Here is a 24,985-nt window from a genome sequence, read left to right as displayed (position 1 = left end):
ATCGATCGCGTCTGGGGTTCGGTCGGTGCTGCTCAGCGCGCCGGTACGCCCTTGACCACGGCGGCGGCGGGCACGTCCCGGGTGACGCAGGCGCCGGCGCCGACCGTGGCGTCCCGACCGACCCGCAGCCCCTGCAACACCGCGGCGGTGGTACCGATCAGCACTGCCTCGCCGAGTTCGCAGTCGCCGGAGACGGCAGCGAGCGGGTTCACCGAGACGAAGTCGGCGAGTGTGCTGTCGTGGCCGACAGTGACGTTCTGGTTGAGGTGGACGTGCCGGCCGATGGTCACGTTCGTGGTGACCCGGGCACCCGCGAACGCCACGAAGCCCGGGCCGTGTCGGGTGTCCGGCCCGACCGTCGCCTCGGGATGGACGAGGCTTGTCGCAGGCGTTTCGTACGCGTCGACACGCTGGGCCACCGCGCGTCGTACCCGGGGATCCCCGATACCGATGACGTGGTGGGTGTCCGCCGGGGCGTCGCGCAGCCACGCCAGCCCGCCGAGGTACGGCACGTCCAGCTGCTGAACCCGTTTCAGGTTCACCTCGCTGGGTCGGTCGTCGACGAAACCGAGCAGGTGCCAGCGAGGTCGGTCCGCGTCGGCGTTCATGGCTCGGGCGATGGTCAGCGCCTCGCGGCCGTGGCCACCGCAACCCACGATCACCAGTGGAATCGTCATGCTGCGCGCCCCGTCGCGTGCCCGGTGAGGAACTCGTCGATCGCCTCGAACACCCGCCCGACCTGCTGCTCGGTCAGCGCGCTGCCACTGGGCAGGGTGAGTCCGTGGGTGAAGAGTCGGTCGGCGGCGCCGGTCAGCAGACTGTCGGCGCCGGCGAAGACGGGCTGACGATGCATCGGGTTCCAGACCGGCCGTGTCTCGATGTGGTGACCGGCGAGGTGCTTCGCCAGCTCGGAGGCCCGCCAGCCGCACTGCTCCTCGTCGACGGTGATGACGGTGAGCCAGCAGTTCGAGTCGACGTCGTCCAGGCCGACCAGCTCGACTCCGGGCACCGGCGCGAACACCTTGGCGTACTGGTCGCGTAGGTGACGGCGTCGGGCGATCATCCCGTCCAGCCGGACGAGCTGGGCCCGGCCGAGCGCGGCCAGGAGGTTGCTCAGCCGGTAGTTGTAGCCGGTCTCGCGGTGCTCGTAGTGCGGCGTCGGTTCCCGTGCCTGGGTGGAGAGGTGGCGGGCTCGGGCCAGCAGGGCCGCGTCGTCGGAGACGAGCATCCCGCCGCCCGAGGTGGTCATGATCTTGTTGCCGTTGAAGGAGAGTGCCCCGACCTGCCCGAAGGACCCGGCCGGGCGCCCTCGATGGTGGGCACCGAGCGCCTCCGCGGCATCCTCGACGAGCGGGATCCCGGCGTCGGCGCAGATCGGGACCAGCCGGCTGTAGTCCGCGCAGCTGCCGAACATGTCCACCGGCACGACCGCGCCGACCCGCTCACCAGCGGACCGCGACCGTCGCACCACCTCGTCGACCAGACCGACGTCGATGTTGCCGCTCCTGGGGTCACAGTCGACGAAGATCGGCCGGGCCCCGATGTAGCGGACCGCGTTGGCGGTGGCGATGAAGGTGAGGGTGGGCACGATGACCACGTCGCCGGGGCCGACTCCGACGCCGAGCAGGGCCAGGTGCAGCGCGGCGGTCCCGGAGTTGACGGCGACGGCCCCGTCCGTGCCGACCCGTTCGGCGACGTCGCGTTCGAAGGCCTGGAGGTCGGGACCGACCGGAGCTACCCAGCCGGAGCGCAGCGCGGCCACCAGGTACGACTCCTCCAACGGCCCGACGTCCGGCGGCGACAGGTACACCGTCTGGTTCACCGGACACCGCCCGAGCGTGTGCGCAACGGGTCGGAGTCTGCGCGTGGCGGCGGTGACCAGCGTGGCGTCCCGAGGAATTCGGGCGCGGTGACGGACCCGGCCGCGGAGATCCCCTCGCGACGCAGCACCGTCCGCACGGTCCCGGCGATGATCTTCAGGTCCACCCGGAGGTTGTGGCTGTCCACGTACCGCACGTCGAAGTCCAGCTTCTCTTCCCAGCTCAGGCTGTTGCGCCCGCGTACCTGGGCCAGGCCGGTGACGCCGGGGCGGACCTCGTGCCGTCGGGCCTGGTGGGGGGAGTAGCGGCTGAGGTACTCGGGGAGCAGCGGTCGTGGGCCGACCAGGCTCATGTCACCGCGCAGTACGTTCCACAACGTCGGCAGCTCGTCCAGGCTGGTGGCGCGCAGCCACCGTCCGAGCGGGGTGAGCCGGTCGCGGTCGCCGAGCAGGCCAAGCCTCAGGTTGGGCGGCCGCATGGTGCGGAACTTGACCATCTCGAAGGGTTGTCCGTGCCGCCCGGCACGGCACTGGCGAAACAGCACCGGTCGACCGAGACCAATCGTGACCAGGGCCGCGACCATGATCAACAGGGGTGTTGCCAGGACGAGGGCGACCGCGGCCACCATCACGTCGATGATTCGCTTGCTCCGCTCCGGGCTGCTCCGGCGCAGCGACAGGTCAGCATCCACGAGACCACCAGGCACTGGCACGTTGTGACCTCCCACGCGACCTACACAAAACGTACGTATTTGTCATATCAGGCATAGACAGTGTGTCGATGGCGAATAGCGACACTCGGCCCGCATTCCCCCGATCAACCCCGAAACCCCGTAGTCGGACACGGCCAGATCTGTGGCGTTGTGCAGGTCCGGCGGTCATCCGCCCGAGCGGCAGGCGCGCGTCGGCCACTCAGGCGGGCAAGAACTGGCCGGTTGGTCGATAGTGACGAAAGGGTTGCGGAGAGTAGCAACGCCGGGCGTGAGGGTCGGCGTAGGTCCTGGTGGCGGGCCCTCCTGCGATCTGCGCGGCCGGCGGCCACCCGGGTAGGGTCTCGACCGGCCAGTCGGGCGAGTAGGGGACCGGCGGTCGGGCGAGGGGGAGGACGCGTGCTGCACCTGAGGGTGATCGCTCTGCCGGAGCAGTCGGCGGACGTGATCGACCTGCTGGCCGCCGAGCCCGGCGTGACCCATCTGGTGGTGCAGCCCGGCGTCGCCCGGCAGCCCATGGGCGACCTCATTCAGTGCGACGTCGTCCGGGAGAGCGCCGACCGGGTGTTGCAGGAGTTGCGGCGGATGGGGGTGGACGCCACCGGCGGTATCGCGGCCGACGATGTCGAGTTGACCGTCTCCGCCGCGGCGGACAAGGCGGCGCAACGGGCACCGGGGAGCGGAGCGGACGCGGTGGTCTGGGACGAGATCGCCGCGAAGACCGGTGAGCAGACCGAACTATCCGGCACCTACCTCGTGCTGATCGTGGTGGCCACCATGATCGCCGGCATCGGTGTGCTGTTGGACCAGCCGATCCTCATCGTCGGGGCGATGGTGGTCGGTCCGGAGTTCGGCCCGCTCGCCGCGCTCTGCGTGGCGCTGCTACGCCGCCGGTTCGACGTGGTCGGCCGTTCGGTGCTGGCCCTGACCGTCGGCTTTGTCGCGGCCATGGCGGTCACCGTGCTGAGCACCTGGGCGCTGACCGCCGCCGATCTGGTCAGCCGGGAGATGCTGCTCGCCGAACGCCCGCTCACCAACTTCATCTGGCGACCGGACGCGTTGTCCTGGGTGATCGGTCTGCTTGCCGGGGTGGCCGGGATGCTCTCCCTGACATCGAAGAAGTCCGGCAGCCTGGTCGGGGTGTTGATCTCGGTGACCACGGTGCCGGCCGCGGCGAACGTCGCGGTGGCCGCCGCCTACGGGGTGTGGGACGAGGCGGGCGGCTCGGCACTTCAACTGGTGATCAACCTGTGTGCGATCGTCCTGGCCGGGCTGCTCACCCTCGTGGTGCAGCAGGTCTGGTGGTGGAACCTGGCTCGCCGGACCCGCCGTCCAGCAGCCGGGTGAGCAGCGTCCACAACGGGATCGACTCTCCGTCGCGGCCACCCGCCCCGACGACCAACGGCGCCGGGCTGGGCTGCGGGTCGACGCCGAAGATCCAGGCCCGTAGACCACCCGGCACGTTCAGCAGGTGGAAGCGGCCGGCCACGTCCACCGCGCGGGTCTCGGCCCGGTCGACGTACCACCCGGTCAGCCCGGTCCGGTAGCGACCACGGCCGTCGTAGCCTCGGGCGACCAGGCGGGTGGGAGGGAGCCCGCGCCGGATCGCCTCGGCCACGAACCAGGCCACCAACTCCGCCGCCTCGGCCTGCTCGGCGGCCCGCCGCCGCGCCTCCGCGTCGGCGTGCGCGCGCACCGCCTGCCGCTGCTGGTCTCGCCACGTCCGGCCGTCGGGCTCACTCACGACTTCGACGGTACGCGACGGGCCGATTCGCGTACGGCCCGCACTGCGCCGAGCGACCGCCGTCAGCAGCCGGCTCGTCCCCACTCGAAAGACGGCCACGACTGTCAATCTTGGACAGTTTCCGTTACGCGCTAACGGAAACTGTCCAAGATTCACTCAGAGGCGCGGCGTCGCCCGTTGGCTCGGTCAGGCCAGTCCGGCGCGGCGCAGGGCCTCCGCCATCGCGTCGTTGGCCGGAGCCGCCCCGCCCTGCCGCTGCTGCCCGCCGCGACCGCCCTGCCCACCGCGACCGCCCTGGCCACCCTGCCCACCGCGACCGCTCTGACCGCCGCGATCGCCCTGCGAGCCGCGGTCGCCCTGCGAGCCGCGACCGCCCTGGCCAGCCTGCGAGCCCTGGCCGCCGCGACCGCCCTGGCCGCCCGGACCACGCTGGCCGCCGCGACCACCCGGTCCGCCGCGACCCTCCTGGTTGGTCCGGTCGCCCCGACCCGCGTCGGCTGCCGGCTCGTCGTCCAGGCGCAGGGTCAGTGAGATCCGCTTACGGGGTACGTCCACGTCGAGCACCCGGACCTTGACCACGTCACCGGACTTGACCACCTCGCGGGGGTCCTTCACGAAGGTCCGGGACATCGCCGAGACGTGCACCAGACCGTCCTGGTGCACCCCGACGTCGACGAACGCGCCGAACGCGGCCACGTTGGTGACCACGCCCTCCAGCACCATCCCCGAGGTCAGGTCAGTGATCTTCTCCACCCCCTCGACGAAGGTGGCGGTGCGGAACTCCGGGCGGGGGTCCCGCCCCGGCTTCTCCAGCTCGGCGAGGATGTCGGTGACGGTGGGGAGGCCGAACCGCTCGTCGACGAAGTCGGTCGCCCGCAGCCCGCGCAGGATCCCGCTCTTGCCGATCACCGAGCGCAGGTCCTGCCCGGTGGTGGAGAGGATGCGGCGCACCACCGGGTACGCCTCGGGGTGCACGCTCGACGAGTCCAGCGGGTCGTCCCCGTCCGGGATGCGCAGGAAGCCGGCGCACTGCTCGAACGCCTTCGGCCCGAGGCGCGCCACCTTCTTCAGGTCGGTACGCGAGCGGAACGGCCCGTTGGCGTCCCGGTGCAGCACGATATTCTCGGCCAGGCCGGCGCCGATCCCGGAGACCCGGGTCAGCAGGGGTGCCGAGGCCGTGTTGACGTCCACCCCGACCGCGTTGACGCAGTCCTCCACCACCGCGTCGAGCGACCGGGACAGCTTCACCTCGGACAGGTCGTGCTGGTACTGACCGACGCCGATCGAGCGCGGGTCGATCTTGACCAGCTCCGCGAGCGGGTCCTGCAGGCGGCGGGCGATGGACACCGCGCCGCGCAGCGACACGTCCATCCCCGGCAACTCCTGCGAGGCGTACGCGGACGCGGAGTAGACCGACGCGCCCGCCTCGGAGACCATCACCTTGGTCAGGTTGAGCTGCGGGTGCCGGGCGATCAGGTCGGCGGCGAGCTTGTCGGTCTCGCGGGAGGCGGTGCCGTTGCCGATCGCGACCAGCTCCACCCCGTGCGCCCCGGCCAGTCGGGCGAGGGTCTCCACCGACGCGTCCCACTGCCGGCGCGGCTCGTGCGGATAGATGGTGTCGGTGGCGACGACCTTGCCGGTGGCGTCCACCACGGCCACCTTCACGCCGGTCCGCAGGCCCGGGTCCAGGCCCATCGTGGGCCGGGTGCCGGCGGGCGCGGCGAGCAGCAGGTCCCGAAGGTTTGTGGCGAAGACCCGCACCGCCTCCTCCTCGGCCGCCTGCCACAGCCGCAACCGCAGGTCCGCGCCGAGGTGGATGAGGATCCGGGTACGCCACGCCCAGCGCACCGTGTCGGTCAGCCAGCGGTCGGCCGGGCGGCCCGCCTCGGACACCCCGAACCGGCCGGCGATTGCCGCCTCGTACCGGCTCGGCCCGGTCGGTACGGCGTCCGCCTCGCCCGCCTCCTCCGGCTCCATCGTCAGGTCGAGCACGCCCTCCTTCTCGCCCCGGAACATCGCCAGGATCCGGTGCGAGGGCAGCTTCGGGTACGGCTCGGAGAAGTCGAAGTAGTCGGCGAACTTGGCGCCGGCGGTCTCCTGACCATCGCGTACCCGGGAAGCCAGCCGGCCCCGCGACCACATCTGCTCGCGCAGCGTGCCGATCAGGTCGGCGTCCTCCGCGAAGGTCTCGATGAGGATCGCCCGCGCGCCCTCCAGCGCGGCGGCGGCGTCGGCGACGCCCTTCTCCTCGTCGACGAACCCGGCGGCGGTGGACTTCGGGTCCTGGGTCGGGTCGGCCAGCAGCGTCTCGGCCAGCGGGGCGAGACCGGCCTCGCGGGCGATCTGCGCCCGGGTCCGCCGCTTCGGCTTGTACGGGAGGTAGATGTCCTCCAACCGGGACTTCGAGTCGGCGGCCATGATCTGCGCTTCCAGGGCCTCATCCAGCTTGCCCTGGCCACGGATCGACTCCAGCACCGCGGCCCGCCGCTCGTCCAGCTCGCGCAGGTAGCGCAGCCGCTCCTCGAGGGTGCGCAGCTGGGTGTCGTCGAGCAGGCCGGTGGCCTCCTTGCGGTAGCGGGCGATGAACGGCACGGTGGCGCCGCCGTCGAGCAGGTCCACGGCCGCCCGCACCTGACGCTCGGCCACGCCGAGCTCGTCGGCGATCCGCTGATGAACAGACTGGGTCACGATCTCGATCCGCCTTCGGGAGTGGGTACGCCTGCATTCTGCCGGGCGGCCCCGACGGTTGTCGTCGCGCCCGGCCGGGGTGACCGTCGGCGCTCCGGTCGGGCCTGCGCTAGCGTGGCGATCATGGAATCTGCTGCGGAGCCGCGTGCCCGGCGGCTCTTCGGCGGCAGCGCCCGGGCCCTCGGCGACCTCACGGCCAACCCGTTCCGTGCCGACCGGGACCGGATCGTCGGTTCGCCGTTCTTCGCCCGCCTCGGCGGCGTCACCCAGGTGATCAGCCCGGTCGGGTCCGGCCTGCTGGTGCACAACCGGCTCACGCACAGCCTCAAGGTCGCCCAGGTGGCCCGGGCGGTCGCCGAGCGGTTGAGCGCCGACGAGCGGTGGAGCGACCTGCTGGACAAGCTCGGCGGCTGCGATCCCGACGTGGTGGAGGCGGCCGCGCTCGCCCACGATCTCGGCCACCCGCCGTTCGGGCACCTGGGGGAGCGGGTGCTGGACCGGCTGGCCCGCCAGCGTCTCGGCCTCTCCGACGGTTTCGAGGGCAACGCGCAGTCGTACCGGATCGTCACCAGCACCGAGATCCGCGGCGCCGCCACCACCGGGCTGGACCTCACCGCGGCGGTCCGCGCGGCGATGCTGAAGTACCCGTGGACCCGCCTGGACCACCCCGACCCGCACCCCCGCACCATGGACCCGCCGCCGCGCGGCGCCACCCCGCCGCCGGACGACCCGGAGAGCGGCTCGTCGAAGTTCGGCGCCTACCGGACCGAGGTGGACGACCTGCGGCAGGCCCGGGAGCCGTTCGCCGGCCGCATCCCGGACTGGCAGCAGACCGTGGAGGCGTCCGTGATGGACACCGCCGACGACATCGCGTACGCCATCCACGACGTGGAGGACTTCTACCGGGTCGGTGTGCTCCAGCAGGGTTCGGTCTCCGCGGAGTTGATGGCCTGGCAGCGCGAGAGCGGGCAGCTCCGGGCGGTCACCGACGCCGCGCTGGCCACGGCGGCCCGGCGACCCGGGGCGGCGATCGAGCGGCTACGGCGGCAGCTGCACCGCAAGGACGCCTGGATCGCCGACGACGACGCGTTCGCCGCCGCCGTCGAGCACGTCCGCGAGGAGTTGGTGGACGGGCTGCTCGCGATGCCGTTCGACGGCTCGATCGAGGCCGAGCAGTACGTGGCGCGCTTCTCCGCCCGCTGGTCCACCCGCTTCGTCGAGGCGATCACCGTCACCGACACGCCGTCGGTGCGCTCCGGGCACGTGCTGCTGGGCTGCGCGCAGTGGCACGAGGTGCAGGTGCTCAAGTTCGTCCACCATCGGTTCGTGCTGGCCCGCCCGGACCTGGCCCTGCACCAGCGCGGCCAGGCCCGGCTGCTGGACACCCTGGTCGAGGCGCTCTGGGAGTGGCTGCTCGACCCGGCGGAGGAGTCCCGGCTGCCCCGCCGGCTGCACGACCTCGTCGAGTTGGCCGAGGCGGAGCTGCACCCGCGGACCCCGGACCGGATCGGTCGCGCCCGGGGGCGAGCCATCGTGGACTTCGTCGCGCAACTCACCGACGGTCAGGCGGTGGCCATGCTCGACGCGCTCTCCGGCCGGTCCGGTGCGCTCTGGACCGACGCGTTCGTGCTCTGACCGGGCCGCTCCGACCGCTCCGACCGCTCCGACCTGACGAGCCAGGGCCGGGCCGCCGGGGTTGGGCTGCTCAGGCGACGGCCTGCCACCAGCCGTCGACGGCGGGCGGCTCGTCGACCACCACCCGCTCACCCGGCCGGGGCACGGCGAGCCGCACGTCGCGGGCCTTCGCCTCGGCCCAGAGCCGGTCGACGGGCTCGGACCAGTCGTGCAGGGCCAGGTTGAACGTCGCCCAGTGCACCGGCACGAACAACCCGCCGCGCAGGTCGAGGTGGGCGTCGACCGCCTCCTCCGGGAACATGTGGATCGTCGGCCAGGCCCGGTCGTACGCGCCGATCTGCATCAGCGTCACGTCGAACGGCCCGTGCTCGGCGCCGATCTGGGCGTACCCGTCGAAGTAACCGGAGTCGCCGGTGTAGAAGACCTTGCGGCGCGCCCCGGCCACCACCCACGAACTCCAGAGGGTGCCGTCGCGGCGCAGCCCTCGACCGGAGAAGTGCTGGGCGGCGGTGGCGGTGATCTTTAAGCCCGCGACCCGGTGCGACTCGGACCAGTCCAGTTCGATGATCCGCTCGGCGGGTACGCCCCAGCGGTCCAGGTGCGCGCCCACGCCGAGCGGCACCAGGAACGGCGCGGACTGCCCGGCGAGCAGCGCCCGCACGGTGGCCATGTCGAGGTGGTCGTAGTGGTCGTGCGAGATGAGGATGGCGTCCAGCGGGGGCAACTCGTCGATGCCCACCGGCGGTTCGTGCAACCGGCGCGGGCCGACCAGACCCGAGGGGGAGCACCTGTCGCTCCACACCGGGTCGAGCAGCACCCGCCGGCCCTCGATCTCGATCAGCGTCGAGGCGTGCCCGTACCAGATGATGTTGAGTTCGTCGGCGGCCTGGGGCGCGTCGGCGTCGGGGCGCAGCAGCGGCACTGGCGCGGTGGGACGCCGCTTCTGCTTGCCGAAGATCAGCTCGCGCAGCAGGTTGCGCCCCGGCTCGGCGACCATCGTGCGGGTGCCCGCCCGGTTGTGGAAGGTGCCCGCGCGGAACTGCGGCGAGCGGGCCGCCCGTTCGGCCCGTGCCCCGCTGAGCCGGCCACCCAGCGCCGCCGGCACATCCCGGGCGACCCAGGCCAGGCCGGCAAGCGCGGCCAGCCCGGCCGCACCCCGCATCCGCCGCCCGAGTGACCGTTCGACGTCCGTGCTCTGCGCTCGTGCCATTGCCGTCCCTCCGACGTGTCCGCCCTACACGGTAGTCACCCGGACCGACCCGTGCCTCAGTGGTCGCCACGCCGGGTCGGTCGCCGGCAGCGACGACCGACCCGGGACGAGGTTCAGCGCGTGCTCAGCCGCCGTTGCTCGGGCGTCGGGCGGTGATCCGGAAGGTCTTGCCCACGCCCGCGATCCGGTCCACCGCGGCCAGGAACTTGGGGCCCATGGCCGCCCGGGCCTGCACCGCCGGGTGGGTCGCGCCGAAGTCGTCCGGGTTGGCCTGCCCGTCGGCGAAGAGGGCGTAGGTGAGCACCGCCGCGCCGGAGCGGTCGAAGATCACACCGGCCTCGTGCCGGGCGTCGGCGAACCAACCGGCCTTCGTGGCGATCCGGGCCCGCTCGTCGGAGGACATGGTGCGCCGGATGCCGTCGGTGAACGCCACCGGAGACCGTAGGAGGCCCAACAGGTACGTGGTCGAGGCGGGGGAGAGCAGCGTGCCGGCGACCAGGGCGCGCAGCAGGTCGTGCGTCTCCCGAGGGGTGCTGGTGCCGAGGAAGAAACGGTTCGGGTTGGCGACCGGCTGGACCTGGGTGTTCGGGAAGCCCTTGGCGACCAGGATGGAGTTGATCTCAGCGGCCGGGGCGACCAGCCCGCAGAGCCGCACCGCCGTGTCGTCCGAGACGGTCAGCAGGTTGGCCAGCACGTGCCCGATGGTCACCAGGCTCGGGTACGCGCCGTCCAGGCTGAAGATGCCGTCGCCACCCGGGACGACGATCGTGGAGCTGACCTCGACCTGCTGGTCCAGGGTGAGCAGGCCCCGGTCGACCTTGTCGAGCACCGCCGTGGCGACGGCGATCTTGTTGACGCTGTACGCCTCGATCCGCCGGTCCGCGTCGGCCTCGACCGCGACGACCGGCGCGCCGGCCGGGTCGGCGACGCTGACGTACGCCTGCCAGTTGCCGCCGGCCTCGACGCTGTGCTTGGCGAAGACGGAGGCGACCCGACGGGCGGCCCGCGCGGGGGTGGTCGGCGACACCTCGGTGGTCTCGGCGGCACTCGCCGGGGCGGCAGCGCCCAGCACCGTCCCGGCGGTGGCCACCGTGCCCAACCCGAGCGCGGTTCTGCGGTTCAGTCGCATGGTCAATCGTCTCCCCGATCGTGGTGTGCCAGAGCGCTTGCTGGCCCACCACCCTAGGCGAGTTGATCGACGCACGATGCCCCCGAACATGTCCCGAACAATCTCGAACAGGTCAGCCGAACCGTCGGCGCAGCGCGGCGCCCACCGCGCCGACCGGCCCGAACACGAGGTGCCGCAGGTCGGGCAGGTGGCCGCCGCGTACCGCCTCGCCGGCCGGGTTCGGCGCGAAGACCGAGCCGTCGTGCGCGTCGACCGACCGGCCACTCAGGCCCGCCGCGCGCATCAACGGCCCGACCAACACGTCGTAGACCGCCGGGAGGACGGTGAAGCCGACCCGCATCAGCACGTTGAGCCGGCCCACCGACACCTCCCGGCGCGGCCGGTCCACACAGTCCACGATGGCCCGGGCCACCCGTTGCGGGCCGGCGACCGGCGGCGGAGGACGTCCCACCCGGCCCAGATAGTTGGCCGCCTGCTGGTACACCGGAGTGTCCACGCTGCCCGGGTTGACCAGGCACAGCCGGATCTCCGGGCTGTCGCGCAACTCCTGCTGCACCGTCCGGACCAGACCCTGCAAGCCCCACTTGCTCGCCACGTACGCGCTCATGTACGGGGCGGTGATGTGGGCGAGCACCGAGCCGGTGAGGATCACCGTGCCGGCGCCGGCGGCCCGGAAGTGCCGCAGCGCCACCCGCACCGAGCCGGCCGCACCCAGCAGGTCGGTCCGTACCACCTGGTCGAAGACCCGTTCCGGCAGCTCGTCGAAGCGACCGTAGGCCATCACCGCCGCCGTGTGCACCCACACGTCGATGCGACCGAAGTGGTCGACGGCCGCGCCCGCGAGCGCGTCGAGCGCGTCCGGCTCGGTCACGTCGGTCGGCACGGTCAGCACGTCGACGTGGGCGCACTCCGCGCGTACCTCGGCCAGGGTCGTGCCGGCGCGGGCGGCGAGGACCAGGCGGTCACCGCGCTCGGCGAACGCCCGGGCCGTCGCCCGGCCGATCCCGCTGCTCGCGCCGACGATCACGACGACCCGGCTCACGGCACTCTCACCATCATGGTTCGAGCACGACCTTGATGCAGCCGTCCTCCTTCTTCTGGAACATCTCGTACGCCTGCGGCGCCCGGGCCAGCGGCACCCGGTGGGTACGCAGGTCCTCCACGCCCAGCGGGTCGTCGTCACCGGCGAGCAGCGGCAGGATCTCGTCGGTCCACCGACGTACGTGACACTGCCCCATCCGCAGCTGGACACCCCGGTCGAACATCTCCATCAGCGGCATCGGGTCCGCCTCGCCGCCGTACACCCCGGAGACCGACACGGTGCCGCCACGGCGAACCCCCTTGACCGCGGCGTGCAGCACGGACAAGCGGTCCATGCCGGCGCGGTCGGTCATCGTCTGGGCCAGCTTGTCCGGCAGCAGGCCGACGGCGGCGTGGGCGAGCTTGCCCACCGGCGAGCCGTGCGCCTCCATCCCGACCGCGTCGATCACCGCGTCCGGGCCGCGACCGTCGACCAGGTCGATCAACGCGCCCGGTACGTCCGTCAGCTGGCTCACGTCGAGCACCTCGATGCCCTGCCGGCGGGCCAACTCCAGCCGCTCCGGCACCAGGTCCAGCCCGATCACACGGCCCGCGCCGAGATGACGGCCGATCCGCGCGCAGAACTGCCCGACCGGGCCCAACCCGAAGACGGCAAGGGTGCCGCCGGGCGGGGTGTCCGCGTACGTCACCGCCTGCCAGGCGGTCGGCAGAATGTCGGACAGGTACAGGTAGCGCTCGTCGGCGCCGGTCTGGGGGATCTTGATCGGCCCGAAGTGGGCCTGCGGGACACGCAGGTACTCGGCCTGCCCGCCCGGCACCGAACCGTAGAGCGAGGTGTAGCCGAACAGGGCCGCGCCCTTGCCCTCGCTGGTGACCTGGGTCGTCTCGCACTGGGCGTAGAGCTGGCGCTCGCACATCCAGCAACTGCCACAGGAGATGTTGAACGGCACCACCACCCGGTCACCCGGGCTGAGGTCGGTCACCCCCGACCCGACCTCCTCGACGATCCCCATCGGCTCGTGACCCAGCACGTCACCCGGCTTCAGGTACGGCCCGAGCACCTCGTACAGGTGCAGGTCGGAACCGCAGATCGCGGTTGAGGTGATCTTCACGATCGCGTCGGTCGGCTCCTCGATCCGGGGGTCCGGGACCTCCTCGACGCGTACGTCTCGCTTGCCCTGCCAGGTGAGCGCCTTCATGTCCCTCGTCCCCTCTCACTGCCGTCTTCGTGGAGTGCTACCCGGGCTCGGGCACTTGAACCGGCCACCCGCCTCGGGCTTGCCTCGGGCTCATAGGCGGGTGGCGGTGGAGGGCTGGGGTGAGCGTCCCGGTGGGTCCGGGCGGTCAGGCTCGATGCCTCCGCCGGACGAGGTCGCCCCTCAGTCCTGTCGACGGGGTCCGCCCTCAGCCTTGTCCATCGGGATTGCCTCCAGCCTTGTCGGTGGGGATTGCCCTCAGCCCTACGGGCCGGGAGCTCAGACGGCAGACCGCCGTACCCGAGAGATGCGGGGGTACGGCGGTCTGGTGGATGTCAGGAACCGGGGGTGTTGTTGGCTCCCTTGGCGGTGGCCGCGAGGTAGTCGCGGTTGAGGCGGCCGATGGTGTTCAGCGGGATGCCCTTCGGGCAGGCCGGGGTGCACTCGCCGGCGTTGGTGCAGCCGCCGAAGCCGGCCTCGTCGTGTGCGTCGACCATGCCGATGACCCGGGTGTAGCGCTCGGGCTGGCCCTGCGGCAGGAGCGAGAGCTGGGTGAGCTTGGCGGCGGTGAAGAGCATGCCGGAGCCGTTCGGGCAGGCCGCCACGCAGGCGCCGCAGCCGATGCAGGCGGCCGACTCGAAGGCGGCGTCGGCGTTGGCCTTGGCCACCGGGGTGGAGTGGGCCTCGGGCGCGCTGCCGGTCGGCGCGGTGACGTACCCGCCAGCCGCGATGATCTTGTCGAAGGCGCTCCGGTTGACGACGAGGTCCTTGACGACCGGGAAGGCGCTGGCCCGCCACGGCTCGATGTCGATGGTCTCGCCGTCCTTGAACTGCCGCATGTGCAGTTGGCAGGCGGTGGTGCCGCGCTGCGGCCCGTGCGCGTCGCCGTTGATCATCAGGCCGCACATGCCGCAGATGCCTTCGCGGCAGTCGTGGTCGAACGCCACCGGGTCCTCGCCGGAGAGGATCAGCCGCTCGTTGAGCACGTCGAGCATCTCCAGGAACGACATGTCCGGGGACACGTCGTCGACCGGGTAGGTCACCATCCGGCCCTTGTCCTCGGGGCCCTTCTGGCGCCAGATGCGCAGGGTCAGGTTCACTTGTAGCTCCGCTGCGTGGGGTGGACGTACTCGAATGTCAGGTCTTCCTTGTGCAGCACCGAGGGTTCGCCGTCGGCGGTGAACTCCCAGGCCGCCACGTACGCGAACCGGTCGTCGTCGCGCTGCGCCTCACCGTCGGGGGTCTGGTGCTCGGCCCGGAAGTGGCCGCCGCAGGACTCCTCGCGGTGCAGGGCGTCGATGCACATCAGCTCGGCCAGTTCGAAGAAGTCGGCCACCCGGCCGGCCTTCTCCAGCGACTGGTTGAGTTCCTCGCCGGTGCCGGACACCTTGACCCGCTGCCAGAACGCCTCGCGCAGGTCGCGGATCTCGCCGATCGCCTTGCGCAGCCCGGCCTCGCTGCGCTCCATGCCGCAGTGTTCCCACATGATCTGGCCCAGTTCGCGGTGGAACGAGTCCACGGTCCGGTCGCCGTCGACCGCGAGGAGCCGCTGGACGCGGTCCTCCACGTCGGTGCGCGCCTCGACGGCCGCCGGGTGGCTGGCGTCGACCTTCTCCATGGGGCCGGAGGCCAGGTAGTTGGCGATGGTGGTGGGCAGCACGAAGTACCCGTCGGCGAGGCCCTGCATCAGCGCCGAGGCGCCGAGCCGGTTGGCGCCGTGGTCGGAGAAGTTCGCCTCACCGATCACGAACAGGCCGGGGATGTTCGACTGGAGGTCGTAGTCGACCCACAGGCCGCCCATCGTGTAGTGCACGGCGGGGTAGATCCGCATCGGCACCTCGTACGGGTCCTCGCCGGTGATCCGCTCGTACATCTCGAAGAGGTTGCCGTACTTGGCCTCGATGGCCTTGCGGCCCAGCCGGTTGATCGCGTCGGCGAAGTCGAGGTAGACGCCCAGCTTGGTCGGGCCGACGCCCCGGCCCTCGTCGCACACGTTCTTGGCGGCGCGGGAGGCGATGTCGCGGGGGACCAGGTTGCCGAAGGAGGGGTAGATCCGCTCCAGGTAGTAGTCCCGCTCGTCCTCGGGGATATCGCGAGGGCTGCGGTCGTCGCCCTTGGCCTTCGGCACCCAGACCCGGCCGTCGTTGCGCAGCGACTCGCTCATCAGGGTGAGCTTCGACTGGTGGTCACCGGAGACGGGGATGCAGGTCGGGTGGATCTGCGTGTAGCACGGATTGGCGAAGTACGCGCCCTTGCGGTGCGCGCGCCAGGTGGCGGTGACGTTGCAGCCCTTGGCGTTCGTGGAGAGGTAGAAGACGTTGCCGTAGCCGCCGGAGGCGAGCACCACGGCGTCGGCCATCTCGGTGCTGATCTCGCCCGTGACCATGTCCCGGACGACGATGCCGCGGGCCTTGCCGTCGACGAGGACCAGCTCCAGCATCTCGTGCCGGGTGTTCATCTCGACGTTGCCGAGGCCGATCTGCCGCTCCAGAGCCTGGTACGCGCCGAGCAGCAGCTGCTGGCCCGTCTGGCCCCGGGCGTAGAAGGTGCGCTGCACCTGGGCGCCACCGAAGGAGCGGGTGTCAAGCAGGCCGCCGTACTCGCGGGCGAACGGCACGCCCTGGGCCACACACTGGTCGATGATGTTGACGGACACCTCGGCGAGCCGGTGCACGTTCGACTCCCGGGAGCGGAAGTCGCCGCCCTTGACGGTGTCGTAGAAGAGCCGGTGTACGGAGTCGCCGTCGTTGCGGTAGTTCTTCGCCGCGTTGATGCCGCCCTGGGCCGCGATGGAGTGCGCGCGGCGCGGGCTGTCCTGGTAGCAGTAGGACTTGACGTGGTAGCCCTGCTCGGCGAGGGTCGCGGCGGCGGAGCCACCGGCCAGGCCGGTGCCGACGACGATCACCGTCATCTTGCGGCGGTTGGCGGGGTTGACCAGCTTGGCCTCGAAGCGCCGCGTCTCCCAGCGCTTCTCGACCGGGCCGGCGGGTGCCTTGGTGTCGGCGATCGGGTCGCCCTCGGTGAAGAGATCCATGTCAGGACACCAATCCGGTGAGTACGGCGAACGGGACCACCAGGTATCCGGCGCTGAGCAGCACGGCGAAGACCAGAGCCGCCGTCCGCGCCCGGCGCTCGCCGCGTGGCGTCTGCTGGCCGAGGCTGCGGAACGCGCTGAACGCGCCGTGGCGCAGGTGGAAGCCCACCGTGACGATGGCGAGCGTGTAGAAGAGCGTGACGTACCAGCGCTCCGGGGCGAAGTCGGCGACGACGTTGCCGTACGGCTTGCTCTCGTCGCCGACCGGGTTCAGCGTGCCGGTGGTCAGGTCCAGCAGGTGGTAGATCACGAAGAGCAGGATGATCACTCCACCCCAGCGCATCGTGCGGGCCGCGTAGCTGCCGTTGACCTTCTTGCGGTGGGCGTACTTGACCGGGCGGGCGGCGCGGGCACGCCGGGCCAGCACGGTGGCGGCCACGATGTGGGCGACGACGGCCACCACCAGCACGGTGCGCAGGATCCACAGGAACCAGACGCCGGGCAGCAGTGGCTTGCCGATGTCGCGCAGCCAGTGCGCGTAGTGGTCGAACGAGGTCTCCCCCGTGAACACCTTCAGGTTTCCGAGCATGTGCGCGATCAGGAACAGCACCAGCACAATGCCCGTCACCGCCATGACGGCCTTGAGGCCGACGTTCGAGCGGATGGGCGACCGAGTTTTCGTGATTACCACACGACCGACGCTAGGAGCACTTCGATCAGTCGTCCAATGCATCGAAGTCGCAGTGTTGATAGCCGTAAGCTATGTAGATGCAGCTCCATCAGCTCCGGTACTTCGTCGCGGTGGCCGAAGTACGACATTTCACCCAAGCCGCCGACATCGTGGGCATCACTCAGCCTTCTCTCAGTAAGCAAATTCACGCTCTGGAGGCCGACCTCGGGGCACCGCTGTTCGAGCGGGTAAGGGGCAACATCGCGCTCACCGCGGCGGGTGAGGTGCTGCTGCCGTTGGCCACCCGGATCCTCGCCGACGTGGAGACCGCGACCCGCGAGGTCCAGGAGTTGGTGGGGCTGCGCCGGGGCCGCGTCCGCCTCGGTGCCACCCCCAGTCTGGCCACCTCGCTCGCCCCGCCGGTGCTGCGCCGGTTCCGCGACGCGCACCCCACCATCGATCTGCGCGTCGAGGAGGGCGGCTCCCAGGACCTGGTCCGTGACCTGCTCCGCGGCGACCTCGACCTGGCCCTGATCATCATGCCGGCGCAGGGAGCCGACCCGGGGCTGCGGGTCGACCCGATCCTGCGGGAGAGCCTGGTGGTGGCGTCGGTGGGGGAGGTGCCGACCGCGTCCGCGACCGGCGAGCTGCACATCACCGACCTGCGGGACCAGCCGATGGTGATGTTCCGGGAGGGGTACGACCTGCGTGACGCGACCATCCAGGCGTGTCGGGAGGCGGGCTTCGAACCCACCTTCGCGGTGGACGGCGGCGAGATGGACGCGGTGCTCAGCTTCGTCGAGGCGGGGCTCGGCATCGCGCTGCTGCCGGGCATCGTGCTGGCCCGCCGGCCGGGCGTACGGATCACCCCGCTCGCCCCGCCCGGGGTGCGGCGGACCATCGCGGTGGCCCGCCGCCGCGACGTCGTACCCACCCATGCCGGTCGGGAGTTGCGGCGCATCCTGCTCGACTACGTCCAGTCGGCGATCGACCTCGGCGAACTGCCCCCCGGCGTCGAGCCACTGACCTGACCCCGGCCCGTCCGTCGGGCGGCAGCGACCGGGCCCGGCGGGTCGGGTCAGCGGCCCTCGGCGTCGTCCATCGCGCGGTAGATCCGCTGTTCGGAGACGGGGTACGGGGTGCCCAACGCCTGGGCGAAGACGTTCACCCGCAGCTCCTCGATCATCCAGCGGATCTGTCGGACCGCGGTCTCCTGCCGGCGTGCCGGCGGCAGGTTGGCGAGCAGGTCGGCGTACTCCTTCTGCACCACCGCGATCCGGTCCTGCTGCTGGCGGTCGCGCTGCGGGTTGCCGCCGAGGCGGTCCAGGCGGCGCTCGATGGCGGTGAGGTAGCGCAGCAGGTCGGGCAGGCGGGCGTACCCGGTCTCGGTGATGAAACCGGCGTGCACCAGCCCGGCGAGCTGGCTGCGGATGTCGGCGAGCGCCGCCACCACGGCGAGGTTGCGGGTCGCGCCGAGCCGCTGCTCGACCGCGTACGCGGCGGCGAGGACCTTGCGGACCCGGTCCATCACCTCGACCACGGTGTCGACCAGATCGGCGCGGACCTTCTCGCGTAGCGCCGCGAAGCCGTCGGCGTCCCACGCCGGCCCGCCGGCCGTGCCGATCAACCGGTCGATGGCGGCGCCCGCCGCGTCCTCGATCAGGTCCTGTACGCCGCCGTGCGGGTTACGGCTCAGCGCCAGCTTCGCCTCGTTGTCGAGCCGCCCCTGGAGGAAACGGGCCGGGGACGGCACGGTGAGCCGCAGCAGCCGGCGGGTGCCGGCCCAGTGCGCGACCTCGGCCTCGGCGGGGGAGTCGAACACCTTCACCCCGACCGTGGCGCCCTCGTCGACGAGCGCCGGGTACGCGGTGACCGCGTAGCCGGCGCGGACCTGCTCGATGGTCCGGGGCAGCGTGCCGATGCTCCACTCGCGCAGCCCGGTGCGGGTGACCTCCGGTGCGGCGGCCGCCACCACCTGGCGTACCTCCTGGCGGAGTTGACGTTGCAGGGCCGGCAGGTCCTTGCCCTCGGCGACCGGCTTCTCGTCGTCGCCGAGGACCCGGAACGTCACCCGCAGGTGCGCCGGGAGCTTGCCCGGCTCCCAGGCGTCGCGGGGCACCGTCACCCCGGTCATCCGACGCAGCTGCCGGGTGAGCGCGTCGAGCAGCGACTCCTCGCCCGGGGTGATCGCCGCCAGGGCCGCCCGCGCGAAGTCCGGCACCGGGACGAAGTTGCGGCGGATCGCCTTCGGCAGCGAGCGCATCAGCGCGATCACCGTCTCCTCGCGCAGCCCCGGCACCTGCCAGTCGAAGCTCTCCGCCGGCACCTGGTTGAGCAGCGGCAACGGGATGTCCACGGTGACGCCGTCGTCGGGAGTGCCCGGCTCGAAGCGGTAGGTCAGCGGGAGGCTCACCCCGTGGGCCTGCCACTCGTCCGGGTAGTCGTGCTCGTCCACCCCCGGTCGGCCGTCGTTGACAAGCAGGTCGCGGGTGAAGGTGAGCAGGTCGGGTTGCTCGCGGCGGGTCTTCTTCCACCAGCTGTCGAAGTGCCGGCCGGAGGAGACGTCGGCCGGGATCCGCTGGTCGTAGAAACCGAAGATGGTCTCGTCGTCGACCAGGATGTCCCGGCGGCGGGCCCGGCTCTCCAACTCCTCGATGTCGGCGAGCAGCCGCTTGTTGTCCGCCCAGAACTGGTGGTGGGTCTGCCAGTCGCCCTCGACGAGAGCGTGCCGGATGAACAGCTCGCGGCTCAGCGTCGGGTCGATCCGCCCGAAGTTGACCTTGCGGGAGCTGACCAGCGGGACGCCGTACAGGGTGACCTTCTCGTAGGCCATCACCGCGGCCTGCTTCTTCTCCCAGTGCGGTTCGCTGTAGCTGCGCTTGGCCAGGTGCTGGGCCAGCGGCTCGACCCACTCCGGCTCGACCCGGCCGGCGATGCGCCCCCACAGCCGGGAGGTCTCCACCAGCTCGGCGGCCATCACCCAGCGCGGCGGCTTCTTGAACAGCGCCGACCCGGGGAAGACCGCGAACTTCGCGCCCCGCGCGCCTAGGTACTCGTGTTTCTGGGCGTCCTTCAGGCCGATGTGCGACAGGAGGCCGGGCAGCAGCGACTGGTGTACCTTCGGGGTGTCGATCTCCTCCGGCAGGTCCGCGCCGCCGCGCCGGCCCGCACCCCGGCCGGCGTCCGCGTCGTCCGGGGTGTCGCGCGCCGGCCGCCCACCACGCCGGTCGCCCTCGGCCGGGGTACGCAGCACCTGCCGCAGTTGGCTGACGATGTCCTGCCACTCGCGGATCCGTAGGTAGTTCAGGTACTCCGCCTTGCACATCCGGCGGAACGCGCTTGAGGACAGCTCGCGCTGCTGCTCGCGCAGGTAGCGCCACAGGTTGAGGTAGGCGACGAAGTCGGACTCCTTGTCGGCGAACCGGGCGTGCGCCTGGTCGGCCTGGGCCTGCTTCTCCGCCGGCCGCTCCCGGGGGTCCTGGATGGAGAGCGCGGCGGCGACCACCAGCACCTCGGTGGCGCAGCCGTTGCGTTCGCCCTCGACCACCATGCGGGCCAGCCGCGGGTCGACAGGCAGTTGGGCCAGCCGTCGGCCGAGCGCGGTGAGCCGCTTCGACGGGTCGGCTTCGGCCGGGTCCAGCGCGCCCAACTCGTGCAGCAGGTTGACGCCGTCGGTGATGTTGCGCTTGTCCGGTGGGTCGATGAACGGGAACGCGGCGAGGTCGCCCAGCCCGATCGCGGTCATCTGGAGGATGACCGACGCCAGGTTGGTCCGCAGGATCTCCGGGTCGGTGAACTCGGGCCGGGAGGCGAAGTCCTGCTCGTCGTAGAGGCGGATGCAGATGCCGTCCGAGGTACGGCCACAGCGACCCTTACGCTGGTTGGCCGATGCCTGCGAGACCGGCTCGATCGGCAGCCGCTGCACCTTGAGCCGGCTGGAGTAGCGGGAGATGCGGGCGGTGCCCGGGTCCACCACGTACTTGATGCCGGGCACGGTCAGCGAGGTCTCCGCGACGTTCGTGGCGAGCACCACCCGACGGGACGAGTGCGCGGCGAAGGCGCGGTGCTGCTCGGCGCTGGACAGCCGTGCGTACAGCGGCAGGATCTCGGTGCCGAGCAGCGAGCGCTTCTTCTGCACCAGCTTGCCCAGCGCGTCGGCGGTGTCCCGGATCTCCCGTTCGCCGCTGAGGAAGACCAGGATGTCGCCGGGCCCTTCGGCGGCCAACTCCTCGACCGCGTCGCCGATCGCCTGGATCTGGTCGCGGACGTTCTCCTCGTCGCCGTCGCCGTCCTCCTCGCCCTCGGCCAGCTCGACGAGGGGCCGGTACCGCACCTCCACCGGGTAGGTGCGCCCCGACACCTCGACCACCGGTGCGGGTACGCCCTCCGGCTCGTCGGCGGTGGGCGGGCCGGCGAAGTGCCGGGCGAACCTGTCGGTCTCGATCGTCGCCGAGGTGATGACCACCTTGAGGTCGGGTCGTCGGGGCAGCAGCTCCCGCAGGTAGCCGAGGATGAAGTCGATGTTGAGGCTGCGCTCGTGCGCCTCGTCGATGATCAGCGTGTCGTACTGGCGCAGCATCCGGTCGGTCTGCAACTCGGCGAGCAGGATGCCGTCGGTCATCAGCTTCACCAGGCTGCGCTCGCTGACCTGGTCGGTGAAGCGCACCTTGTAGCCGACCACGTCACCCAACTCGGTGCCCAGCTCGTCGGCGATCCGGTCGGCCACCGTCCGGGCGGCCAACCGCCGGGGCTGGGTGTGCCCGATCAGGCCGTGCACCCCGCGCCCCAACTCCAGACAGATCTTGGGGATCTGGGTGGTCTTGCCGGAGCCGGTCTCGCCCGCCACGATCACCACCTGGTGATCGCGGATGGCGGCGGCGATGTCGTCCTTGCGCTCACTGACCGGCAGACCCACCGGGTACGTGATCACGGGCACCGCCGCCTGACGGGCGGCGAGCCGCTGCTCGGCCCGGACCAGATCGGCGGTGATCTCGGTGAGCGCCGCCTCCCGACGCTGCGGGTCGCGCAGCTTGCGGGCACCGTCGAGTCGCCGCTGGAGCCGGCGCTGGTCGCGGAACATCAGAGGTGTGAGGCGGCGGTGCAACTCGCGAACGGGGTCGGACGCGACGGAGGCGGTTGGATTCTGCATGTCGTGCCCAAGGATAGGCAGCCCGGCGGCGCACCGCTCCTGGGTTACCGTGGCGGCCGACGACGAGCGCTGGGGGAGCCGTGCTGGAGATGCGTGACACCGACCGGGCCCTGGTGCAGGCTGCCACGGCGGTCTCCAAGCTGCGCTGCCGCAGCCAGCACCACACCGTCGCGTCGGCGGCCCGGACGGCGGACGGGCGGGTCTTCACCGGCGTGAACGTCACGCACGCCACCGGCGGGGTCTGCGCCGAACTGGTGGTGGTCGGCACGGCCGCCACGCAGGGTGTCACCGCGCTGGAGACGATCGTCACGGTTGCCGACCGGGGTCGCGAGGTCGTCGCGCCCTGCGCCGGGTGCCGGCAGGTGCTGCGCGACCTCTTTCCGCTGCTGCGGGTGATCGTCGGCCCGATGGACGCGCTGCGGGTGGTCCCGCTCGGGGAGTTGTCGGCGGAGGCCGGGAACGGCTCGGCCGGCTGACCGGGAGCGGCGTCAGTCCCCGGCGGCGGCCTCCAACATCGACTGCGGCACCGGGACGCTCCCGAACCGCAGGTTGCCCTCCGGCAGCAGCCACGTCGTGACCCGCGCGACCAGTCGACCGGCCCGTACGGCGGGGTCGTTGGCGAAGAGCGTGCGTGCCTCGTCCGGGGCGATGGACAGCACCACGAAGCCCCGCAGGTGCTCGTCGTCCGCGTGCAGGAACGGTCCGGCCGCGAGGACCAGGCCCTGCTGCACGAGGCCCGCCTGGTGGGCCAGGTGCGCGTCCTGCAACCGGTCGATCGCGTCCTGCGGCAGCTCCGGTGGGGCCGGCGCTCGGGTGAACAGGACGACCGTGTGCTGGTCGAATCGCATGTCCACACCCTATGACCCGAATGTCCCCCTTCTGGGTGTCATCGGCCAGCTGTCCACCGTGTGACCGTCCGCGAATCCCATTCTCAAACGAGGTCCGGAGGGATTGGGGGTGCGGCATGGTCACCAGACGTCGGCTGCTCGCGGCGGGTGCCACCGGCGGCGCGGTGGCGCTGATCCCGGCGGGTTGGGCGGCGTCGGGTCGGGCGCTCGCCACGGCGGCGCTGGAGGCCCGGGACATCCCGAAGTACGTCACCCCGCTGCGGATCCCCCCGGCCATGCCGACGGTGGCCACCGATGCGGAGCGCGACACGTACGAGATCGCGGTACGACAGTTTCGCCAGCAGATCCTGCCGCCGTCGTGGCCGCGCACCACCGTGTGGGGTTACGGCTCCACCGCCCACCCCGGCAGCTTCGGCTACCCCGCGCCCACCATCATGGCCCGGGTGGGCCGCCCGGTGCGGGTGACCTGGGTCAACCAGCTCGTCGACGACCGGGGTGACTACCTGCCGCACCTGCTGCCGGTGGACCCCACCCTGCACTGGGCCAACCCGGCCGGTGGCATCGCGCACCGGGACGGCCACGGGCGGTGGGACGGCAGCCCGCAGGGGTATCGAGGCCCGGTGCCCCAGGTGGTGCATCTGCACGGCGCGCACAGCACCCAGGAGAGCGACGGACACTCCGAGGCGTGGTACCTGCCGGTGGCCCGGGACCTCCCACCCGACGTGGCCGTGGCCGGCAGCGCGTACCGCGAGTTCCGGTCCCGGTTCGCCGAACGGTCCGGGCTGCGCTGGGCGCCGGGCTCGGCCACCTTCGAGTACGCCAACGACCAGCGGTCGTGCACCCTCTGGTACCACGACCACGCGCTCGGTCTCACCCGGGAGAACGTCTACGCCGGCCCTGCCGGGTTCTACCTGCTCGGCGGTGGAGACGAGCTGCCGGAGGGGGTGCTGCCCGGCCCCGACCCGCGACGATCCGCCGAACACCTCGTACCACGACATTCCGCTGATGATCCAGGACCGCAGCTTCACCGCCGACGGCGAGCTGCACTACCCGACGCGCTACTCCGGCGGCGCCGACGGGCCGCCGACCTGGGTGCCCGGGTTCTCCGGCTCCACGATCGTGGTCAACGGCCGCACCTGGCCCACGTTGACGGTTCAGCGCCGGCGCTACCGGTTCCGGCTGCTCAACGCCTGCAACAGCCGGTTCCTGCTGCTCAGCGTGGTCGCGAACGCCACCGCCCGGCCGGCCCGGCCGGTGCTGCCGGTCTGGCAGGTCGGCAGCGACGGCGGTCTCCTGCCCGAGCCGGTGCCGCACGAACGGGTGGCACTCGGCCCCGCCCAGCGGGTCGACGCGATCATCGACTTCACCGACCTCCCGGTCGGCACCGAGCTGTACCTCGTCAACGAAGGTCCGGACGGGATGTACGGCGGCGGCCGGCCCGGGGTGGACTTCGACCCCGCCGACCCGCACACCACCGGACAGGTGCTGCGCTTCGTGGTCACCGACGCGGCCGGCGTCGACCCGAGCGTCCCACCGGAGCAGTTGCGGCTGCCGTCGCACCCGCGGCTCGGGCCGGCTCAGCGGGTCCGCCGGCTGTCGCTCAACGAGCGGCGGTCCGGCAGCTCGACGATCATGCTGCTCGGCGTCCTCGACGAGCGTGGTCGGGGCCTGCCCCTGCGCTGGAGCGACCCGGTGACCGAGCAGCCCACCCTGGGCGACACCGAGGTGTGGGAGGTGCGCAACTTCACCCATCACGTGCACCCGGTCCACCTGCACCAGGTGCAGTTCGAGTTGCTCGGCCGGGGGCGTTCGGGCCGGTCGCTGCCGGGCCCACAGGACCGGGGGTGGATGGACACGGTGCTCGCGTACCCGGGGGAGGTGACCCGGATCAAGGCGCGGTTCGACCTGCCGGGTCGGTACGCCTGGCACTGCCACCTGCTGGAGCACGAGGACAACGAGATGATGCGACCCCTGAACGTGCTGCCGCGCGGTGGTGCGGCGGCCGGGGACGGTGCCGCGGCGGGCCGGCACGGCGGCGCGGCGGGCGGGCCGGCGGAGCCCGGGACGGCATCGACGGACGCCGGTTAGGCCTCTTTCCGCAGCTCGGCTAAG

The 24,985-nt window shown here is 71.8% G+C and carries 19 protein-coding genes; 5 read left to right on the top strand and 14 right to left on the bottom strand.

All coding sequences use genetic code 11. The annotated features are described in order from the left end of the window. Positions 1–32: 32 nt before the first annotated feature. From ACWER9_RS18450 to ACWER9_RS18440, 3 genes are read right to left on the bottom strand one after another with little or no spacing between them, the layout of a single operon-like run. Positions 33–677, bottom strand: a complete 645-nt coding sequence (locus tag ACWER9_RS18450) for an acetyltransferase (protein ID WP_452302979.1) — start codon at positions 675–677, stop codon at positions 33–35. Then, positions 674–1,822 (bottom strand): DegT/DnrJ/EryC1/StrS family aminotransferase, encoded by a 1,149-nt coding sequence (locus ACWER9_RS18445; RefSeq protein WP_452302978.1) that lies wholly within the window; start codon positions 1,820–1,822, stop codon positions 674–676. The genes ACWER9_RS18450 and ACWER9_RS18445 overlap by 4 nt, the downstream gene beginning before the upstream one ends. Beyond that, entirely contained in the window at positions 1,819–2,511 is a 693-nt protein-coding gene (locus tag ACWER9_RS18440; RefSeq protein ID WP_452302977.1) for a sugar transferase, read from the bottom strand. The genes ACWER9_RS18445 and ACWER9_RS18440 overlap by 4 nt, the downstream gene beginning before the upstream one ends. Before the next feature lie 417 nt (positions 2,512–2,928). On the opposite strand from ACWER9_RS18440, the gene ACWER9_RS18435 reads away from it, so the two are divergent. Next, a complete protein-coding gene (locus tag ACWER9_RS18435) occupies positions 2,929–3,876 on the top strand; it encodes a DUF389 domain-containing protein (RefSeq protein WP_452302976.1) in 948 nt (315 codons plus the stop codon). Here ACWER9_RS18435 and ACWER9_RS18430 read toward each other — a convergent pair. After that, positions 3,806–4,273 carry a hypothetical protein gene (locus ACWER9_RS18430; protein ID WP_452302975.1) on the bottom strand — a complete coding sequence of 156 codons (468 nt, stop codon included), beginning with the start codon at positions 4,271–4,273 and terminating at the stop codon, positions 3,806–3,808. The two genes, ACWER9_RS18435 and ACWER9_RS18430, sit on opposite strands and share 71 nt — an antisense overlap. A 186-nt stretch (positions 4,274–4,459) precedes the next feature. Then, the gene (locus tag ACWER9_RS18425) at positions 4,460–6,961 is read right to left on the bottom strand and encodes a Tex family protein (protein ID WP_452302974.1); all 2,502 of its coding nucleotides are present in this window, start codon (positions 6,959–6,961) and stop codon (positions 4,460–4,462) included. Positions 6,962–7,084: 123 nt separating this feature from the next. Between ACWER9_RS18425 and ACWER9_RS18420 the strand changes: the two genes are divergently transcribed. Then, on the top strand, positions 7,085–8,596 hold the full coding sequence (locus ACWER9_RS18420) for a deoxyguanosinetriphosphate triphosphohydrolase family protein (protein WP_452302973.1): 1,512 nt from the start codon (positions 7,085–7,087) through the stop codon (positions 8,594–8,596). A gap of 70 nt (positions 8,597–8,666) precedes the next feature. Here the strand turns inward: ACWER9_RS18420 and ACWER9_RS18415 are convergent, their stop codons facing one another. From ACWER9_RS18415 to ACWER9_RS18385, 7 genes are all read right to left on the bottom strand, one after another. After that, positions 8,667–9,806, bottom strand: coding sequence for an MBL fold metallo-hydrolase (locus ACWER9_RS18415; protein WP_452302972.1), 1,140 nt, complete (start codon positions 9,804–9,806; stop codon positions 8,667–8,669). Positions 9,807–9,930: 124 nt separating this feature from the next. Then, positions 9,931–10,935, bottom strand: a complete 1,005-nt coding sequence (locus tag ACWER9_RS18410) for a serine hydrolase (RefSeq protein WP_452302971.1) — start codon at positions 10,933–10,935, stop codon at positions 9,931–9,933. Between the two features lie 112 nt (positions 10,936–11,047). Beyond that, a complete protein-coding gene (locus ACWER9_RS18405; RefSeq protein WP_452302970.1) occupies positions 11,048–11,977 on the bottom strand; it encodes an SDR family NAD(P)-dependent oxidoreductase in 930 nt (309 codons plus the stop codon). A gap of 13 nt (positions 11,978–11,990) precedes the next feature. Beyond that, positions 11,991–13,175, bottom strand: a complete 1,185-nt coding sequence (locus ACWER9_RS18400) for a zinc-dependent alcohol dehydrogenase (protein ID WP_452302969.1) — start codon at positions 13,173–13,175, stop codon at positions 11,991–11,993. Positions 13,176–13,507: 332 nt separating this feature from the next. Further along, positions 13,508–14,272 carry a succinate dehydrogenase/fumarate reductase iron-sulfur subunit gene (locus ACWER9_RS18395; protein WP_452302968.1) on the bottom strand — a complete coding sequence of 255 codons (765 nt, stop codon included), beginning with the start codon at positions 14,270–14,272 and terminating at the stop codon, positions 13,508–13,510. Further along, positions 14,269–16,206 carry a fumarate reductase/succinate dehydrogenase flavoprotein subunit gene (locus ACWER9_RS18390; protein ID WP_452302967.1) on the bottom strand — a complete coding sequence of 646 codons (1,938 nt, stop codon included), beginning with the start codon at positions 16,204–16,206 and terminating at the stop codon, positions 14,269–14,271. The genes ACWER9_RS18395 and ACWER9_RS18390 overlap by 4 nt, the downstream gene beginning before the upstream one ends. 1 nt (position 16,207) lies before the next feature. Further along, the gene (locus tag ACWER9_RS18385) at positions 16,208–16,939 is read right to left on the bottom strand and encodes a succinate dehydrogenase cytochrome b subunit (RefSeq protein WP_452302966.1); all 732 of its coding nucleotides are present in this window, start codon (positions 16,937–16,939) and stop codon (positions 16,208–16,210) included. Positions 16,940–16,974: 35 nt separating this feature from the next. Between ACWER9_RS18385 and ACWER9_RS18380 the strand changes: the two genes are divergently transcribed. Further along, complete coding sequence (locus ACWER9_RS18380; RefSeq protein WP_452302965.1) at positions 16,975–17,907, top strand: LysR family transcriptional regulator; 933 nt, start codon at positions 16,975–16,977, stop codon at positions 17,905–17,907. 47 nt (positions 17,908–17,954) lie between these two features. Here ACWER9_RS18380 and hrpA read toward each other — a convergent pair whose 3' ends face one another. Further along, the gene (hrpA, locus tag ACWER9_RS18375) at positions 17,955–22,025 is read right to left on the bottom strand and encodes an ATP-dependent RNA helicase HrpA (RefSeq protein ID WP_452302964.1); all 4,071 of its coding nucleotides are present in this window, start codon (positions 22,023–22,025) and stop codon (positions 17,955–17,957) included. Between the two features lie 89 nt (positions 22,026–22,114). Between hrpA and ACWER9_RS18370 the strand changes: the two genes are divergently transcribed. After that, positions 22,115–22,501, top strand: a complete 387-nt coding sequence (locus ACWER9_RS18370) for a cytidine deaminase family protein (RefSeq protein ID WP_452302963.1) — start codon at positions 22,115–22,117, stop codon at positions 22,499–22,501. A gap of 12 nt (positions 22,502–22,513) precedes the next feature. Here the strand turns inward: ACWER9_RS18370 and ACWER9_RS18365 are convergent, their stop codons facing one another. Continuing rightward, on the bottom strand, positions 22,514–22,873 hold the full coding sequence (locus tag ACWER9_RS18365) for a YciI family protein (protein ID WP_452302962.1): 360 nt from the start codon (positions 22,871–22,873) through the stop codon (positions 22,514–22,516). Between the two features lie 1,005 nt (positions 22,874–23,878). On the opposite strand from ACWER9_RS18365, the gene ACWER9_RS18360 reads away from it, so the two are divergent. Further along, positions 23,879–24,961, top strand: a complete 1,083-nt coding sequence (locus ACWER9_RS18360) for a multicopper oxidase family protein (protein WP_452302961.1) — start codon at positions 23,879–23,881, stop codon at positions 24,959–24,961. Positions 24,962–24,985: the final 24 nt, after the last annotated feature.

The organism is Micromonospora sp. NPDC003944 (assembly GCF_053605225.1).
Note: the sequence above shows the minus strand (reverse complement) of the source record. Positions and strands in the feature narration are given on the sequence as shown.

What these genes read in the sequence shown, in the direction of transcription:
- ACWER9_RS18450 (WP_452302979.1), bottom strand. Translation starts at nt 677, where the DNA reads ATGACGATTCCACTGGTGATCGTGGGTTGCGGTGGCCACGGCCGCGAG.
- ACWER9_RS18420 (WP_452302973.1), top strand. Translation starts at nt 7,085, where the DNA reads ATGGAATCTGCTGCGGAGCCGCGTGCCCGGCGGCTCTTCGGCGGCAGC.
- ACWER9_RS18415 (WP_452302972.1), bottom strand. Translation starts at nt 9,806, where the DNA reads ATGGCACGAGCGCAGAGCACGGACGTCGAACGGTCACTCGGGCGGCGG.
- ACWER9_RS18410 (WP_452302971.1), bottom strand. Translation starts at nt 10,935, where the DNA reads ATGCGACTGAACCGCAGAACCGCGCTCGGGTTGGGCACGGTGGCCACC.
- ACWER9_RS18400 (WP_452302969.1), bottom strand. Translation starts at nt 13,175, where the DNA reads ATGAAGGCGCTCACCTGGCAGGGCAAGCGAGACGTACGCGTCGAGGAG.
- ACWER9_RS18390 (WP_452302967.1), bottom strand. Translation starts at nt 16,206, where the DNA reads ATGGATCTCTTCACCGAGGGCGACCCGATCGCCGACACCAAGGCACCC.
- ACWER9_RS18385 (WP_452302966.1), bottom strand. Translation starts at nt 16,939, where the DNA reads ATGCATTGGACGACTGATCGAAGTGCTCCTAGCGTCGGTCGTGTGGTA.
- ACWER9_RS18380 (WP_452302965.1), top strand. Translation starts at nt 16,975, where the DNA reads ATGCAGCTCCATCAGCTCCGGTACTTCGTCGCGGTGGCCGAAGTACGA.
- hrpA (WP_452302964.1), bottom strand. Translation starts at nt 22,025, where the DNA reads ATGCAGAATCCAACCGCCTCCGTCGCGTCCGACCCCGTTCGCGAGTTG.
- ACWER9_RS18370 (WP_452302963.1), top strand. Translation starts at nt 22,115, where the DNA reads ATGCGTGACACCGACCGGGCCCTGGTGCAGGCTGCCACGGCGGTCTCC.
- ACWER9_RS18365 (WP_452302962.1), bottom strand. Translation starts at nt 22,873, where the DNA reads ATGCGATTCGACCAGCACACGGTCGTCCTGTTCACCCGAGCGCCGGCC.
- ACWER9_RS18360 (WP_452302961.1), top strand. Translation starts at nt 23,879, where the DNA reads ATGATCCAGGACCGCAGCTTCACCGCCGACGGCGAGCTGCACTACCCG.